At 47.5% G+C, this 15,454-nt stretch carries 16 protein-coding genes; 11 read left to right on the forward strand and 5 right to left on the reverse strand.

Annotation, left to right across the window (positions count from 1 at the left end; all coding sequences use genetic code 11):
• Window positions 1-304 precede the first annotated feature (304 nt).
• Together ABDZ72_RS05865 and ABDZ72_RS05870 are read left to right on the forward strand one after the other, a co-directional pair.
• Window positions 305-655: a type II toxin-antitoxin system RelE/ParE family toxin gene (locus tag ABDZ72_RS05865; protein ID WP_343751749.1), complete on the forward strand. Its 351-nt coding sequence runs from the start codon at window positions 305-307 to the stop codon at window positions 653-655.
• A 2-nt stretch (window positions 656-657) separates the two neighbouring features.
• Entirely contained in the window at window positions 658-963 is a 306-nt protein-coding gene (locus ABDZ72_RS05870) for a helix-turn-helix domain-containing protein (RefSeq protein WP_343751750.1), read from the forward strand.
• A 148-nt stretch (window positions 964-1,111) separates the two neighbouring features.
• On the opposite strand, the gene ABDZ72_RS05875 is transcribed toward ABDZ72_RS05870, so the two are convergent.
• Window positions 1,112-1,582, reverse strand: a complete 471-nt coding sequence (locus ABDZ72_RS05875) for a hypothetical protein (protein WP_343751751.1) — start codon at window positions 1,580-1,582, stop codon at window positions 1,112-1,114.
• Between the two features lie 131 nt (window positions 1,583-1,713).
• Window positions 1,714-2,142, reverse strand: coding sequence for a hypothetical protein (locus ABDZ72_RS05880; protein ID WP_343751752.1), 429 nt, complete (start codon window positions 2,140-2,142; stop codon window positions 1,714-1,716).
• A gap of 689 nt (window positions 2,143-2,831) precedes the next feature.
• Here ABDZ72_RS05880 and ABDZ72_RS05885 point away from each other — a divergent pair.
• Entirely contained in the window at window positions 2,832-3,122 is a 291-nt protein-coding gene (locus ABDZ72_RS05885; RefSeq protein WP_343751753.1) for a hypothetical protein, read from the forward strand.
• A 538-nt stretch (window positions 3,123-3,660) separates the two neighbouring features.
• Here the strand turns inward: ABDZ72_RS05885 and ABDZ72_RS05890 are convergent.
• Window positions 3,661-4,083, reverse strand: a complete 423-nt coding sequence (locus tag ABDZ72_RS05890) for a DUF2935 domain-containing protein (RefSeq protein ID WP_343751754.1) — start codon at window positions 4,081-4,083, stop codon at window positions 3,661-3,663.
• A 289-nt stretch (window positions 4,084-4,372) separates the two neighbouring features.
• On the opposite strand from ABDZ72_RS05890, the gene ABDZ72_RS05895 reads away from it, so the two are divergent.
• The 6 genes from ABDZ72_RS05895 (at window position 4,373) to ABDZ72_RS05920 (ending at window position 8,529) form a co-directional block, all read left to right on the forward strand.
• The gene (locus ABDZ72_RS05895) at window positions 4,373-5,440 is read left to right on the forward strand and encodes a glycosyltransferase family 4 protein (RefSeq protein WP_343751755.1); all 1,068 of its coding nucleotides are present in this window, start codon (window positions 4,373-4,375) and stop codon (window positions 5,438-5,440) included.
• 62 nt (window positions 5,441-5,502) lie between these two features.
• Entirely contained in the window at window positions 5,503-6,390 is an 888-nt protein-coding gene (galU, locus tag ABDZ72_RS05900) for a UTP--glucose-1-phosphate uridylyltransferase GalU (RefSeq protein WP_343751756.1), read from the forward strand.
• A gap of 259 nt (window positions 6,391-6,649) precedes the next feature.
• Window positions 6,650-7,000: a hypothetical protein gene (locus ABDZ72_RS05905; protein ID WP_343751757.1), complete on the forward strand. Its 351-nt coding sequence runs from the start codon at window positions 6,650-6,652 to the stop codon at window positions 6,998-7,000.
• Window positions 7,001-7,131: 131 nt separating this feature from the next.
• Complete coding sequence (locus ABDZ72_RS05910) at window positions 7,132-7,578, forward strand: hypothetical protein (protein WP_343751758.1); 447 nt, start codon at window positions 7,132-7,134, stop codon at window positions 7,576-7,578.
• Between the two features lie 228 nt (window positions 7,579-7,806).
• Window positions 7,807-8,283: a hypothetical protein gene (locus tag ABDZ72_RS05915; RefSeq protein WP_343751759.1), complete on the forward strand. Its 477-nt coding sequence runs from the start codon at window positions 7,807-7,809 to the stop codon at window positions 8,281-8,283.
• Window positions 8,284-8,304: 21 nt separating this feature from the next.
• Window positions 8,305-8,529 carry a YdbC family protein gene (locus ABDZ72_RS05920; protein WP_343751760.1) on the forward strand — a complete coding sequence of 75 codons (225 nt, stop codon included), beginning with the start codon at window positions 8,305-8,307 and terminating at the stop codon, window positions 8,527-8,529.
• 636 nt (window positions 8,530-9,165) lie between these two features.
• On the opposite strand, the gene ABDZ72_RS05925 is transcribed toward ABDZ72_RS05920, so the two are convergent.
• Window positions 9,166-9,783, reverse strand: coding sequence for a C39 family peptidase (locus ABDZ72_RS05925; protein ID WP_343751761.1), 618 nt, complete (start codon window positions 9,781-9,783; stop codon window positions 9,166-9,168).
• A gap of 70 nt (window positions 9,784-9,853) precedes the next feature.
• The gene (locus tag ABDZ72_RS05930; protein WP_343751763.1) at window positions 9,854-11,494 is read right to left on the reverse strand and encodes an aryl-sulfate sulfotransferase; all 1,641 of its coding nucleotides are present in this window, start codon (window positions 11,492-11,494) and stop codon (window positions 9,854-9,856) included.
• A 174-nt stretch (window positions 11,495-11,668) separates the two neighbouring features.
• Between ABDZ72_RS05930 and ABDZ72_RS05935 the strand changes: the two genes are divergently transcribed.
• The gene (locus tag ABDZ72_RS05935) at window positions 11,669-13,543 is read left to right on the forward strand and encodes an LTA synthase family protein (RefSeq protein ID WP_343751764.1); all 1,875 of its coding nucleotides are present in this window, start codon (window positions 11,669-11,671) and stop codon (window positions 13,541-13,543) included.
• 387 nt (window positions 13,544-13,930) lie between these two features.
• Window positions 13,931-15,445, forward strand: a complete 1,515-nt coding sequence (gene murJ, locus ABDZ72_RS05940; protein ID WP_343751765.1) for a murein biosynthesis integral membrane protein MurJ — start codon at window positions 13,931-13,933, stop codon at window positions 15,443-15,445.
• Window positions 15,446-15,454: the final 9 nt, after the last annotated feature.

The following is a 15,454-nucleotide window of genomic DNA, read 5'->3' on the forward strand; positions in this document are numbered from 1 at the left end:
GGGAATTTACCGAGCGATTTGATTAATAACGAGTTCTCATTTTTATGCTGAACAGGGAATGATCAACTTATGTATTAGGGAAGAGAGTCATTTGAGTAACGTCCCAGGCTGGCCGTTTTCTGCGCAGTCTCAGTGTATTTTGACATTAAGTAGCATTAATGCTATTATGGTTATATAAACTGTTTTATAAAGGCTGAATGTAATGGTTTTTGAATTGGTGCTTCATGATAAAATTAAACGCTTTGAGGAAATGCTATTAGATAAGGCTGGCTAGGAGAAACGAACGAAAGGGAAAGGTGATCGGTTGAACGTTGCCGAACGTTATTTAGCCCAAAAAGAACGTTTGAAATTGTACCCTTGGCCTGAAGAATTTAATGACCAAACACCAGAAGAAGAATTCCCGCCTGTTATGAAGCATATTGTGCGAAACACAACAATCACCAATTTGTATCGTTGGGGCGTCTCCGGCCGATCATCGGGTAATCATCGGATTTTATATGCTATTCATAATTATCATAAGGTCATTTTAGTCCATTATTTTGATAAGCAATATAATGGGGATATTCAAAGGCAGGATATTCAACCGGCCGAAGAACGCTATTTAGAATATTGTGTCCATAGCCCTTCCCTTTATCCTATCCAAAAAGGAGAGTGATCTTGTTGTCTTTTACAGTGAATGATGATTTTAATAAGAAGTTGGCGGATATCGTTGGTAAAGATCGTGTTGAAGAAATCGAGCAGCGAGGCTATTTAGCAGCGCAAATTGTGAGTCATCGTCATAACAAACAAATGACTCAACACGAACTGGCAGCAGCCATCAATGTTGCTAAGTCTACAATTGGCCGATTAGAGGCTGGGCTAACACAGCCAAATTATCAAACACTTCTATCCCTTTCTCGTGCTTTAGATACGCCTTTAACAATTGATGCAAAATATGATGACCGTCAAATTGCGAAAATATAATCCATTACCTCCTATGTTCATACATTGTCAAAGCCTCCAGGTGCAAGGTTTTTTACCCAATTCGGGTTTTCCTCTTGCATCTTATTTCGACAAAAGAGCACAAAATTCCTGTCAGAACAGTGATTTTTAATTATTCAGCGACCCCTAATTATTTTATTTTCTCATATGATTCAATCATCGTTTTACCATCTTTTTTCGAAAGAACCTGAAATGATTTATTATCCGAAAATGGGAAGAAACTTTGTTTATCAGAATCTATCATAGAATTTTCTTTAATGGCTATATAGTAATTCATCTCTGCTTCAGGTAGCAAAACTTCTACACCACCACCACCAGTACTTATATCCAACCTAGATGTTATTTTTCTTGATATATATTGAGCATTTTCTTCACGCACTTCTCCCACATAAAAAAATTCTCCATTATCTTCGGCTAATAATAAATTATCACCTTTCGTTGTATTCACGAATACTAAGTTTTTTCCTGCTGATTCATTAAAGTTAGTTAGAGCGCTTTCAAATGTAGAAAATTTTTCTTGATCCGATGTACTTTGTTCAATATTATCACATCCATATAGTACAACAGCCACGATGAAAAATAAAAGCATCTTTTTAAACATTTATATCACCTTTCAAAAAATTAGTTTTGATGTGTGCTCATAATAATATGTTATTATTAAAATTTTTTAGACCTTTGTTCTTCTTCATTATAAAACCCCCATACATGGGAAATGGGGATTTATTATAATGTTTACATTATTGTAAATAGTACACGCCATCTGGTTGGCGATTCAGATATACTCCAACCTTGTGTACTTGTTATACCACAAGGCTTTGCTGAGCCAGAACAGTTAACTTCAGCGCTAACTTTCCGGTCATCCCCAGGTTTATAATAATTTGTTGAATTATTATACTCGTCGTAACTATAAACTGTTGCTTGTGGTTTTATATCACTCAGTTGAGTTAATTCATTATTAATATTCGTATTAACCTTGGACTGATTTTCGCTCTGTTCTTCTAAATGTTGTTTTAATTCTTTAAGGGTCAGTTCCCTCGCTTCTCCATTGTCTACTTTTATCGCATTTGAATAAGTTTTATCCGTTCTAATGTTTACAACTTCCCCATCATCAAGCTTGTAATCCCCTTTTTCACCAAAAGCTACTTGAGTACTAAACGTCAAAAGTAGTAGACCCACTAAAAGAGTGGGAAACACTATTTTTTTGATTGTTCAAACACAAAAACTCCCCTTTGGTGACCTCATGCATCTGCTGCCGGGCGTTTTCTGTCCAGAATGCGCCAAACGGGGGATGAAACGAATCTTTGGCAAATGGTTCTGTCAATCGTGCAACCATACCAGCCGTTACGCACATAAAAACGATATAGACGACTTTGTGCTATTGAACGGCTCCATAAGCAACAAAGAATGCAAGTCCTTGAAATAAATAAGCAGACAGAAGTGTACCATCGTTATTTGGCTGGAAAAAACGTAATGGAACGTGTACAATAGAACTACTAAGGAATGCTTGAAAGGATTGGTCGATTAGGGGCATCGAATGCGGCCCCAAGGCGTATGGGCGAATGATTCAAAAATCCGTTTGAAAGGTATCACCATTCGTGCGACTTTTCACAAATGAATCGTCGAACGTATCAACTCCGGCGCGACGACCATACCACCTGCCGTCATAAAGGATACTTTGGAGCATGACAACGTATAAGAATTAAGAGTGGACACGAAACACGAAAACGCTTATTTTTTGTACGGATGGTACGATGCTTCTGTGGGGCAACGCGTCAAAGTCTTTCTTACCTTCGCATGACAATCGTTATTCCGTTTAAAACTAAGCTATGCTCAGGAGAGGATTTTTCATCATGTCATTATCACGAATCATGAAGTTTATCACTGGCGGTGGCGAGGCGTTTCTTGGCATCCCGTTTATCGGTGCTGCGTTCGTTTTTAGCACGTCCTGGGGTATTTTGTTTGTCATGTTCATTGCCCATCTCGTCACATTGGTGATTGCCCGCAGCGCCAAAGGAAGTATGGCGGGAAGCATCCTGGGTATGGTCACGTCGTTTGTAGCCGTGATTCCGTTTATCGGTATCACGATGCATATTATTACAGCTATCGTCCTGCTGATCGATGCGGTTACCCATGAGAAATAATCACCGATGTCGCGCAGCTCCACCCAGAATCGCGCCATTCGGGGGTGAGGTCGCGCAACTCAAAGCGCCACTCGAGCAGTCTTCACCCAATCTTGCGCAATTCCACCCCAAGGTCGCGCAGCTCCATCACAACTCGCGCAATTCCGTCTGGAACTCGCGCAGTCATGGGTCAGGGTCGCGCAATTCGGGGGTGAGGCGCGCAACTCAAAGCGCCACTCGCGCAGTCACCACCCAATCTTGCGCAGCTCCACCCCAAGGTCGCGCAATTCCGTCTGGAACTCGCGCAGTCATGGGTCAGGGTCGCGCCATTCGGGGGTGAGGCGCGCAACTCAAAGCGCAACTCGCGCAGTCTTCACCCAATCTTGCGCAATTCCACCCTAAGGTCGCGCAACTTAGAGCACAACTCGCGCAGCTCCACCTAAGCTCGCGCAGTCCCCACCCAATCTTGTGCAGCTCCACCCCAATCTCGCGCAGCACCTCCCCAAGCGACACCCCCCCACCTCCAATAAAAAAAGAACACCCGCGTGAGGGCATTCTATCATTGCTCATATAAAATGGTTTGAGCGATGCCGATAAAATATTCGGACTCGTCGATAATATGATTAATCACCACTTTGGCGGTGTGGTTGCCTGATACCGCTGAACTTTCCTGCTTGATCTGCCGGCAAAATTGGATGAAAGCCTGACTTTCCTGCAGACAGAAAGACACCAGTTCCAGCACCTGTTGATAGAGCGCGTGCGATACGTGGTAGTTGCTCCGCGCGACCGATTCAATAAATCGTTTAACATGCTGGTGCGTCGTTTCCAAGACGTCTTCCCATTGCTTCAATGTTTTGACAAAATGGTCTTCCAAGTCTACTAACTCCCGTATAACAACCGTATGCTCGGCTTCCTGCTCTTTCCAAAACTCCGCCTCATCCAGCACCCGCAGCGGCATTTGACCACCATAATAAAATTGCATCGCCGTTCAATCCCCTTCCTGAGAAAATCAAAGTCCATACCTCTCATACGTATGCTTGTGCGTTGATGGTCATGCTTTAGGCGAGAAAAACACTTCGCTTGATGAATCCGCGGGGCCACCATTCCGGGTACGGTTCCCTCGTTCACGCACATACAGCCCTTTTCCACCAAGATGCACGATCAAGAACTCACTTCCAGCGGGACCAATAGTTGCTTTTTCCGTCATCCATCGGCTATAATGTAGGTCAACACACCAACGACCAAATGACATTCGTACAAGGAGACACACCATGTTTGCGTATACCGATTTGGCGATAGCGTTTGCGATTGCGCTGCTGTCGGCATTGCTTGTCACCTATCCCGTCAAAACATTCGCCATCCGCATCAAGGCGGTTGACTTGCCGAATCATCGAAAAATCCATACCAACGTGACACCGCGATTGGGCGGCCTGGCTATTTTCATAGGGGTTCTGCTTGGTAGCCTGTATTTACAACCGCGCCACGAACATCTCCCGGAAATTCTGCTCGGCGCGATCGTCATTCTGATCACTGGGGCACTGGATGATCGCCTCGCCATACGCCCGGTGGTGAAGTTGACCGGTCAGTTGATTGCATCGTCGTTCCTTATTTCATCGGGCCTCATCATCGAGCGGATTACGATTCCGGTCTTCGGCATGGTTGATCTCGGTTTCATGAGCGTGCTTATCACCGTCATCTGGGTCGTCGGGATCACCAACGCCATCAATCTTCTGGACGGGCTCGATGGCCTGGCGACAGGTGTTTCGACCATTGCACTCGCCAGCATGTGTGTCATGGCTATCATTGACGGGGAGCTTATTCCGGTGTATTTATGCATCGTCCTGATTGGTGCGAATCTCGGCTTTTTGTATCACAATTTTTATCCGGCAAACATCTACATGGGCGATACCGGATCCAATTTTCTTGGCTACATGATCGCCGTCGTTTCCATTGTCGGACTGTTTAAAAACATCGCCCTGTTCAGCTTCATCATCCCGGTCATCGTCCTGGCGGTGCCCATTTTCGATACGCTGTTCACCATCATCCGCCGCGCTATCAGCAAACAGCCCATCATGATGCCGGACAATAAGCACGTCCATTATCAGCTGCTCGCCGCTGGGTTCAGCCACCGAACAACCGTCCTGATCATCTATGCGTTCAGCATTCTGTTCGGGACACTGGCCGTACTGTTTTCCTATGCCAGCCTGTCCACCGCGCTGATCATCACCTTCGTCATTTTATTTCTGTTGCAAATGTTTGCCGAAATCAGCGGTGCCGTCGCAGGAGGAAAAAAACCCGTCATTCGTACGTTTGGAAAAATGCTCCGAATACGAGGATGAAACGTCATTCCATGCACCAAGGAAACGATTTTCGCTATAATAGACGCAAAAGGAGGAGAATGATGCAGCACATCAGAAAAGCGATTATACCGGCAGCCGGACTCGGTACCCGATTTTTGCCGGCGACCAAGGCCATGCCGAAAGAAATGCTCCCGATCGTGGACAAGCCAACGATTGAATACATCGTCGACGAAGCCGTTCGTTCCGGTATTGAAGACATCATTATTGTGACCGGAAAAGGGAAGCGGGCGATTGAAGACCATTTCGACCACTCATTGGAATTGGAAGACACCTTGATGAAAAAGGAAAAATTTGAGCAACTGGAGCAGATCCGCAAATCAGCCAACGTCGACATCCATTACATCCGGCAAAAAGAGCCAAAAGGACTGGGACATGCCATCTGGTGCGCCCGGAAATTTATAGGCGACGAGCCCTTCGCCGTACTCTTGGGCGATGACATTATCCAAAATGAGACCCCTGGACTGAAGCAAATGATGACCCAATACGATCAAGCCGGGTCCTCTATTATCGGTGTTAAAAATGTTCCCGACGACGAAACACACCGCTATGGCATCATTGATCCAACGAAGGAAATAGGCCAATTGCATCAAGTGAACCGTCTAGTGGAAAAGCCACAACAAGGAACAGCGCCATCCAACATGGCCATTATCGGCCGCTACATCCTGACACCGGACATATTCGATTGTTTAGAGAAGCAAACAATCGGCGCTGACGGCGAAATCCAGTTGACCGACGCCATCCAGGAGATCGCTGAAACCCAACCCGTTTACGCCTATGAAATGGACGGGTACCGCTATGACGTCGGCGAACAGCTCGGCTTTATCCAGACAACGATTGAAATGGCGCTCATGCGCGAGGACCTGCGCGAACCACTGCTCAACTATTTGAACACCCTGCGTTTGGAGCAAGAGGAAAAAGCAAGCAACTGAAGCGGCCGATCGCGCAACTCGTGCGGCAACTCGCGCAATAAAGGACAAGGTCGCGCAGCTCGTGCGGCAACTCGCGCAGTAAAGGGCGAGGTCGCGCAGCTCGTGCGGCAACTCGCGCAGTAAAGGGCGAGGTCGCGCAGCTCGTGCGGCAACTCGCGCAATAAAGGGCGAGGTCGCGCAACTCAGGCCAAAACTCGCGCGACGCCCCATACAACCAGGACCTAACCAATCATATAAGCAGTTTATAGTTTATTCCATCATGGTTGTCGGCGTCATTGTCATTACTTTGTTAGAGGGCGTCCAGCCTGGCTCCGGACTGTCCCATGTCACACCGCTTTTCCTAGCGAACACGACTGCTTTTGCCGCGATTTTGTCGATGGTCGCGATCGCACCGTGGGCGTATGTCGGTTTTGACAATGCTCCACAAGTAGCAGGGGAATTTCATTTTTCTTCCAAATCACTTATTGCTCTCGTCGTCTGGATCGCACTTGGTGTCGCATGTTACCTTGCCAACCGCAAAAAGCTGACCAGCATACCGCCGGAAAACTTCAATTATCGGATTCTCGGAAGCAAACACATCCACCCGAACTATCGACCGAAACAGAAATAGCTGGGTGACAGGCCGGCTCCCAATTTTTTTAAAAAATGAACGGGAACACTTGTTCTTTTTATGCTGTTATGGTATTGTGTAAGCAGACCCCCACCTTGACGCCCTTCATCCCCCATTAAGGATGTGTTAAAATGAAACTAGCGACATGTGTGCGGGAAGAATCAAACACACCCGCCTACATTCATCACGACCACTTATTCAAGGAATTAATTCACACATTTTTCGAGGAGTTTTTGCAAGCATTCTTCCCGAAAGTGCATGAGTATATTGACTTTCACACCATCAAACCACTGTCCGAAGAAGTGTTTTCCGACATGCATGAGGCCGAGGCAAAACGGCTCGATATCGTCATGGAGGTAAACGAAGAGGAGGAGGCAAGCTTGATGAAAGACGTTAAAAACTCACCAGATGTGGAGAAGATCATGGACCTGCCGATTTCGTTTGAGGAAAAGGGGAAAGAAAAAGGGATCAAGGAAGTTGCGCTTGCTATGATAAGCGAGGGATTGTCGACGGCATTTATTGCTAAGATCACGCAACTGGATGAGGACGAAATTGAAAAGTTGCGGCAGGACGATTAATGGTGGTTTTAATGAATTGGACAATGGTCGCTGAATCGACGTGCCATATTCAAAACGTTCCCCAGAAATCGCTATAACGTAACGAACCATGTGGAGACCGTTCTGGGATAAATCAACCGTGACACGTGCGCAAACCAGTCTGTGCGCCCATCAATCATTAGATATGTTTGCCATCCTGCTTTGGCGGAAAAAGACCAATATATCAGTTCACGGGGAGGCGGAATCGGGATGCGCACATATGGCAAACTTACTCTCATCGGAATCATCGGCGCGGCAGTGCTGGCGGTTTTTTTACAAGCCATTCATTCTCTAACAGGCAGCAATGCTTATATTTTATTGTACAACATTGATTATATCCCCTTATTGAAAGCATGGGACCAGCGTCCTGTTGTGGGCGTCATTTTTCATATCATCTTCTGTATAGCAAGTGTTATCCTTCTGTATGCCATGCTGAAAATGGTGCACCTGCAACGGTCGCTTACGGCTTATGTACTCATTTATACAATGGGCAGTGCAATGCTGTATCCGCTGACAGGTCTATCCAATCACCCGCCGGAACTTGGTGATTTGACATCCTGGCTATATTGGACTCTTGGGCATTTCATTTACAGTATAATAGTCGGATTGCTCGTCATCAGGCAGAAGGAACGGGGCGCACAGCAAGATGCACAATCATCCCAGCGAATCATCCGCATGCAACGATAACGATAAAAAGGAGACATCAACATGGCTTCGATTAACTATGACATAAAAAAAACAATCGGTGTCTTATCCGAATCCCCCAAAGGTTGGACGAAAGAATTGAATCTCGTCAGCTGGAACGGCCGGGATCCCAAGTATGATCTGCGGGACTGGTCCCCTGATAAGGAAAAAATGGGCAAAGGCACAACACTCACCGAAGACGAATTGGCAAATTTGAGGAAGCTGCTGGAAGCACAAGAGAACGCGTGAAGGGATGAAAATGGTAAGTATCCCTTCCGTTCGTTGTCAGATGATTGACCAACAGCTTTCGTTTGTATAGGAACGGACGATCATATTTAAAAATTTCATATCGGGTTAAACGAACATAGGTCTAAATGAATTCTTCTGTTTTTGTGCTGAAAACATAGAGTTCATTTGACCTTTTTTAATTCTATTCAAAAGACGATTTTCGGCTGCTGCCGAAAATCAGCCTTCTATTATCGTTGCTTCATGGAAAAAGTGAACCACGTGTGAGTTCGCGCAGTAAAAGGTGAGGTCGCGCGGCTCAGTCGAGAACTCGCACAGTAATGAAGGTAGGTCGCGCAACTCGGCCGGAAACGCGCGCAGTAAAGGGTGAGGTCGCGCAACTCCGGCAAGAACTCGCGCAGTAATGGAGTGAGGTCGCGCAACTTGGGCGAGAACTCGCGCAGTAATGGAGTGAGGTCGCGCGGCTCAGTCGAGAACTCGCGCAGTAATGGAGTGAGCTCGCGCAGCTCGGGCCGAAACTTGCGCAGTCATCCGTCAAGGTCGCGCAGCTCGAGCCGAAACGCGCGCGACTTCCCCGTCTTGAGCCACACAAAGACAGCAAACCAAACGAAGCGTCATCCCCTGATCCCAGCACACTCACTACACGTCCAATGCTACGGCACGCCCGCCCAACGAGCGCCAGTTCCGTTCGAACAGCGTCCTTTCGTAATGTTCCGCTTTTCCGGTATGCGGATCATGGGCGATCACGTCATCTCCGTCCACACCTACCATCACGACAGCATGTTCATTTTCATACCAGTCAATCGTCTCGCCATCCGGGGCAGTCCACGATAATCCGTAAAATGTCTCACGCTGCTCAAGCGTTGTCCACGCCAGCACGGGTGCCCCCGAACGAACAACAGCAAGCAGCGCATCAAATGACGCACCGGTCCAATCAACGCCGCGCCCGGGCATAAACCATTCAAGCGCCTCCAGAATAGGTCCTTCAAAAACACCGAAACTGCCATCATTCGAGTCGGTATAAGGATCCCCGACAAACGCCTTGTCCGGATTCGCTCCCGTCCATTCGCCATCCGTCCATTGAACGTTGTCGCCTTTTTGCAATGCATCTGCGACGTCATATTTGCTCACATCCCGGCCACACCCCCAACTCAACAGCATCGCCAGCGACGTTGCCTCGCACCCAGTGGGCAGTTCCGGGTATTGAAAATAAGCAGGCACACCTTGGATATGCCCACCCGAATTCGACTCTGTCATGTGATCCACCTCCTTAGTGCCAGGCACCGAGACAATTCAGAATTATGCAAGTGCCAGGCACCGAAACAATTCAGTGCCATTCTTTTCTTGGGTATATCGGCATGCGCAGGGCGCGGTAGGCTTGACGATAGCTGCCGGTTTCAAAGCCGGAAATGGCGACTTCGTACACTACGTCGGCCGGCTGGTCATCGGTGACTTCCACAATCCGGCTAATACGCTTGTCACTATCGTCCGGATCGGGTGTGTAGCCGGACGTTATCAGTCGATTGCCTGTCCCGGGATCGTAGTTGGCATCCCCGACGATGTTGGAGTACATGCTGTAACCGCGTTCCTCCCCGTAGGACCATACCTCCTCAACGGTCCGGTCGTCAGCGTTGACACGGTATTGAACGCCCCGGCTAAACATTTTGCTCAAGTCCTCATTACCGCGTGCCAGCGCAATATTGTTATCAAACAGCAAATAATCGGTCGTTTCCGCATTGTTATCGAAATCAGGCAACGTCACAACAGAATGCGGGCCGCCGGGAAATTTAAAATCATCCCCCTGTGGCTCCAGCAAATACTTTTCAAACGACTCCGGCCAATGGTCATGTGAGGCCAATATCCAATGGATGTCACCGCTCGGATAAGACATCTTCATGGTCAAACTCTGATGACGGCTGGAGACGAGAATCGCATCGTCTTCTTCCATATACTGGATCGCATTTTGATGGAACCAGTCGCCGTCATCTGCCTGTGTCCCGTCATAGTCATCATAAAATGACGCCGGGAAAACATCCTCAAAGCTGAATTCGCGAACTGTCTCCCCGGTGTCGCGGTCTATTTCGATCATTTTATCCTGCACGAATGCGGTATCTGTATCGTGGACGGTCGCCAGGAAGTTTCCGTTCGGCAGCTCGATCACATCATGGTGGACAGGATTATTGTTTTCAAATCCTTCCAAATCCACATGATAATCGGCCGTTACCTTGCCTAGCATATCCATCTCCAACAATTCATTGTATTGATCCTGCCCGTCTTCCTGGGTCAAAAACAACAGATGACCGTTCTCCAGACGTTTGAAAACATGGCGGTTCCATATCGAGGAGTACCACCGGACATCTCCATTATGATCCAAGGCGTACGCGTACATCCCGCTCGGCACGATAAACGTTAAGCCGCTTTCCATGCGTTTCGGTTCTGCATCCACTTGATCAATCGTCAAAAAATCATCCGGCAAAGCGTCCGTTTGGATGGTGAGCTTGGTCGTCATCGTTTCACCATCGTTCGTCGTCGCCGCGATGGTTACCGTATTGTCATAGTCCGGGTACAGCCCCAGAATAGGGACGGAATGCTCCTTATTATATGCGGCATATGTATGCTGGATGTCGCCACCGCCATCTTTCCCCTCAACAGTCACCTTAATCGTTGCCGGCTCCGGCGTGCTGAATTTCGCCAACGCTGCCAGAGGCGTGGCGTCGTACGGATCCAATTCAATAAACGGATCCTGAAACGAATACGACCCATCAGTGTATTCATTTTTAAGCCGCTTGTCCACCTCAGCTTGCCGGTTCAACCGATCCTGACTGATCGAGGACACCTGCTCCACACGGCCATTATGGTCAAAACCTTCTGTCGTCTCCGTTTCATTCGTACCCATAAACTCGATCGCCACAAAAAATATCACTAGAACAATAGCCAAAACGATAAAAATAGCCACAGATTTCTTCATCATCATCCCCCTTATTACGATTAATACTAACAGGTGCCAGGCACCAAAACAATTCTGAATTATGCAAGTGCCAGGCACCAAGACAATTCTGAATTGTGTTCGTGCCAGGCACCGGCAAAATTCTTTACAAATCTATGGTGCGCTATTATGATTCAGTAGAGGTGAGTTTTTGTCATGGGGCAGGTTAAACGCGTGTTGATATCTTATTTTAGCTTTTTCACCATTATGGTGGCTCTGAAATTTTTCTTTTTCCGCTATCACGTATTCGGTGATATTAATATATTACATACATTCTGGTATGAACTGAGCATCGTACTTATTCTATTCGTTTTGATCGAGTGGCTGGGCGGCAAAGCTAAGCTACCAATCTATGTGGCGCTGGATGTGTTATTGTCCGTTCTTTTCTTCAGCATGACCGTCTATGAACGCTACTTCGGGACCGTTCCAACGTATCACGACCTTGGCCAAGTCAACCAGGTCGGCTCGGTCAGTGATAGTATTATGATGCTTGTGGCGCGTCAGGACATGCTTTACTTTGCGGATTTCCTTATACTCGCAATATGTCTTGTCTTCCGGAAGTGGGGCCATTATCCGGTTAATCGCCGGCTGTCGAAAGCATTTCTGATCCCCGTGCTCGCCGCCTGCCTAATCATTGCTTCCTTAAACTTCGCAGCGAACAAAGACGCACGCATATTGGATCAGACGCTGTTTTCCGAGGACCATGGTATGTTAAACGCACAAGCTATTAAACTATATGGGGACTCTGTCGGCGGGGTCGACCCTGACGACGTGTTAAGCGATGTTTCCGTCAATGACATCATTCGTCTGAAAGGAAATGAACCCGTCCCGTTTTCGGAGCATAACTACCACGGTATCGCCCGTGACAGGAACGTGATCGTTTTACAAATTGAATCATTGCAGGATTTTGTGATTAATCTCGAGGTGAACGGCCAGGAAATCACCCCAAATATCAACGCGTGGCTGGACGACAGTCTTTACTTTGATCATATGTATCAGCAGATCGGCTCCGGCAATACGTCTGATGCCGAGTTCATGATGAATACGTCGATTTATCCGGTCGGCGATACACCGACATCCGAGGAATTGGCAGACAAAGCCATCCCCGCTCTGCCCAAGCTGTTGAACAAAAAAGGGTACCGGACAGCGACCTTTCATGCCGGCGAGAGCGACTATTGGAATCGGTCGACGATGTATCCGGTATTGGGCTTTGACAACGCCTATCATCTCGACAACCTTTATGACAATAAACACGTCATCGGCTTTGGGCCTTCCGATGAGTATTTCTATGACAAAACAATGGACAAATTAACGACATTCGCTGACCGCGAGCAACCTTTTTATGCTCATGTGATTTCGTTGACCAGTCATACCCCATTTAAAATGCCGGAGGATAAGCGTGGACTGGATCTCCCGGAAAAATTCCAGGGAACGCTGACAGGCAATTACTTGCAGTCGGTTCACTATGCGGATCGTGTCCTCGGTGACTTTATGGATGACCTCAAGCAGGCCGGTATTTGGGATGAATCGGTGATCACATTGTACGGCGATCACTCCGGCGTGCACGGGCAACTCGTCACGGACAAAGACGTGCAACTGCTGGATGATCTTCTTGGTCATCCGTATTCACTGCTTGATCGCTTCAACATTCCGTTCATCATGGACGTCCCCGGCAAACCGGCACTGAGCGACAAGACGAATGATACGGTGGGTGGCCAGCTCGACATGATGCCGACCCTTCTCAATATGGTCGGTGTCGAGCCGGAAGGACTGTATTTCGGTCAGGATCTTCTGCAATATGACAGCAATTTGCTCGGCATGCGGTATTATTTACCGACCGGCGCGTTTTTCAATGATGATGTATTGTTTGTTCCGGAAACGGCGAAACACGACGTCCGAACATATGACATCAAAAAAGACGAAGGCGTCGACGGCACCACCGACCCGACAGCGTCTTTCGAAGACGACTATACCGATATGCTGCAATTGTATAAATGGTCGGATGCCTATTTTCAGAGTCTGACCCGCTGAGGCATCCCCGCACACACGTCCTGAACAGTGGAGGCTGGGACAGAAGACGTTTATTCAAAAAATCCGAACTATGATTCGCGAAAAATCTGAATAAGTTCGGATTTTTCGTTTAGCGTAGGAAAAACACGGAGACTCCAGCGGGATGAAAAGCCTAGATAAGACCCCGCAGTGCGATAAGCACGAGGAGGCTTATCAGCGCCCGCGGAAAGCGTAGTGTTTTTCCGGAGCGGTGACTACGTCTTAACTATATTGTTCGTGTTTAGAAGTGATTTGTTTAGTTATGTCCCGGCTCCCCTGTTTTTTACATGTCATTTTCCCTTATGCATGACCTAAAAATATGATAAAATAAGTGCGATATATCTATGACGCCTGAAAGAGGTAGGTTGTTTGAAATCGAAGCTGGGACTCGCAAGTGTTCTCTTTATTGGGGCATCGCTTTTGTTAAAAGTGTCCGGACTCATCCGGGACATGGTTATCGCATACTATTTCGGTGATAGTTTTGTAGCCGATGCGTATTTGGCGGCATTCATCATTCCGAATATGTTCATTCTGTTTATGAGAAACGGTATGAAGAACGCCTTCGTACCAAGTTATATCGACGCGTTGGACAAACAGCGGGGCGACTGGCACCTTGGTCAAATATTCAAAGGCACCATCGTCTTCAGTCTGGTGACAGCGCTGATCGGTGTGGCACTGGCCCCGGTCTATATTCCATTGTTTTATCCGGACTTCAGCGGTGAAGCCACCGACATCGCCATCCGCATTTCCGCTATTTTCTTTGCGTCCATCCTGTTCATCGGCATGAATGCGGTGCTCGAATCCTTTTTTGACGCGCAAAACCGCTTCAGCATGTCGATGATATCGCAAATCATTGTTATCGCGTCCTCGATCGGGAGTGCGTTGCTGTTTGCAGAACGGATCGGCGCTTATTCACTGGCGATCGGCTACGTCGCCGGCACGGTGGTCGCCTTGATCGTGATGCTCTCAATCGTTTTATCGCGGAACATGATGGCATTCCGGCCCCGATTGGAATGGCTGGAAATCCGGCGTTTTTACTGGGTGTTTATCCCGGTTGCACTGTCGGCCGCGATCGGTCAAGTCCATTTAATGGTCGGTACGATGTTTGCCAGTTACTTTGAAGAGGGTGCGGTCACCTATATTAACTATGCTAAAAACCTTGTTCACATGCCGCAGGGAATTTTCGGTGTCACGATTGGGACGATTGTTTTTCCGCTGCTTTCCAAAGCGATTACGACAGATGACCGTCACCTGTTCAAGCGCGGCATCGAACAAGGGCTGACATCAATGTATTTGATTCTCCTGCCATCGGTCATCGGTATGCTCATATTAATGCCGAATATTATTTCATTGCTGTATGAACGCGGGGAATTTACAGCGGAGGCAACCATGGCGACGACCCACGTTGCTTATCTGTATGTCGGGTCGGTCGTGTTTTTCAGTTTAAATCAAATGATTAACAAAGGCTTTTATTCGTTAAAAAAAGGACACCTTATCCTGGTGATCAGCAGCCTGTCCATCGGGCTGAATATTATTTTGAACGTGATACTGACCGGCTGGATCGGCTATCGCGGTATTCCGCTGGCTGCCTCAATCATGGCATTCACCTATGTCGGCACCCAATTTATCGTGTTTTATAAAGTGGTGAACGGCCTGCGATTGACGTATTTGGCCGTCGAATGTATGAAAATAACGGCAGCAACCGGTATCATGGCCGCCGTCGTCTATCCGCTGCTGCACCTGATGGACTGGCATCATCTCACACAGATCATCGTTATTGCGCTCACAGGTGCCGTTGTTTATGTCATCAGTGCTTACGTGCTCCGTTCCCAAGCGTTGCGGTTTCTTCTTAATCATTTGTTTAAGACAAAGAGAAAGGCATAAAGGGGTCTC

Source organism: Lentibacillus halophilus, from assembly GCF_039522485.1.
Lineage (GTDB): Bacteria > Bacillota > Bacilli > Bacillales > Amphibacillaceae > Lentibacillus > Lentibacillus halophilus.

Excerpts from the sequence above, each read along its gene's own strand:
- ABDZ72_RS05875 (WP_343751751.1), bottom strand. The coding sequence starts at position 1,582 with ATGTTTAAAAAGATGCTTTTATTTTTCATCGTGGCTGTTGTACTATAT.
- ABDZ72_RS05885 (WP_343751753.1), top strand. The coding sequence starts at position 2,832 with ATGTCATTATCACGAATCATGAAGTTTATCACTGGCGGTGGCGAGGCG.
- ABDZ72_RS05890 (WP_343751754.1), bottom strand. The coding sequence starts at position 4,083 with ATGCAATTTTATTATGGTGGTCAAATGCCGCTGCGGGTGCTGGATGAG.
- ABDZ72_RS05895 (WP_343751755.1), top strand. The coding sequence starts at position 4,373 with ATGTTTGCGTATACCGATTTGGCGATAGCGTTTGCGATTGCGCTGCTG.
- galU (WP_343751756.1), top strand. The coding sequence starts at position 5,503 with ATGCAGCACATCAGAAAAGCGATTATACCGGCAGCCGGACTCGGTACC.
- ABDZ72_RS05905 (WP_343751757.1), top strand. The coding sequence starts at position 6,650 with ATGGTTGTCGGCGTCATTGTCATTACTTTGTTAGAGGGCGTCCAGCCT.
- ABDZ72_RS05910 (WP_343751758.1), top strand. The coding sequence starts at position 7,132 with ATGAAACTAGCGACATGTGTGCGGGAAGAATCAAACACACCCGCCTAC.
- ABDZ72_RS05915 (WP_343751759.1), top strand. The coding sequence starts at position 7,807 with ATGCGCACATATGGCAAACTTACTCTCATCGGAATCATCGGCGCGGCA.
- ABDZ72_RS05920 (WP_343751760.1), top strand. The coding sequence starts at position 8,305 with ATGGCTTCGATTAACTATGACATAAAAAAAACAATCGGTGTCTTATCC.
- ABDZ72_RS05925 (WP_343751761.1), bottom strand. The coding sequence starts at position 9,783 with ATGACAGAGTCGAATTCGGGTGGGCATATCCAAGGTGTGCCTGCTTAT.
- ABDZ72_RS05930 (WP_343751763.1), bottom strand. The coding sequence starts at position 11,494 with ATGAAGAAATCTGTGGCTATTTTTATCGTTTTGGCTATTGTTCTAGTG.
- ABDZ72_RS05935 (WP_343751764.1), top strand. The coding sequence starts at position 11,669 with ATGGGGCAGGTTAAACGCGTGTTGATATCTTATTTTAGCTTTTTCACC.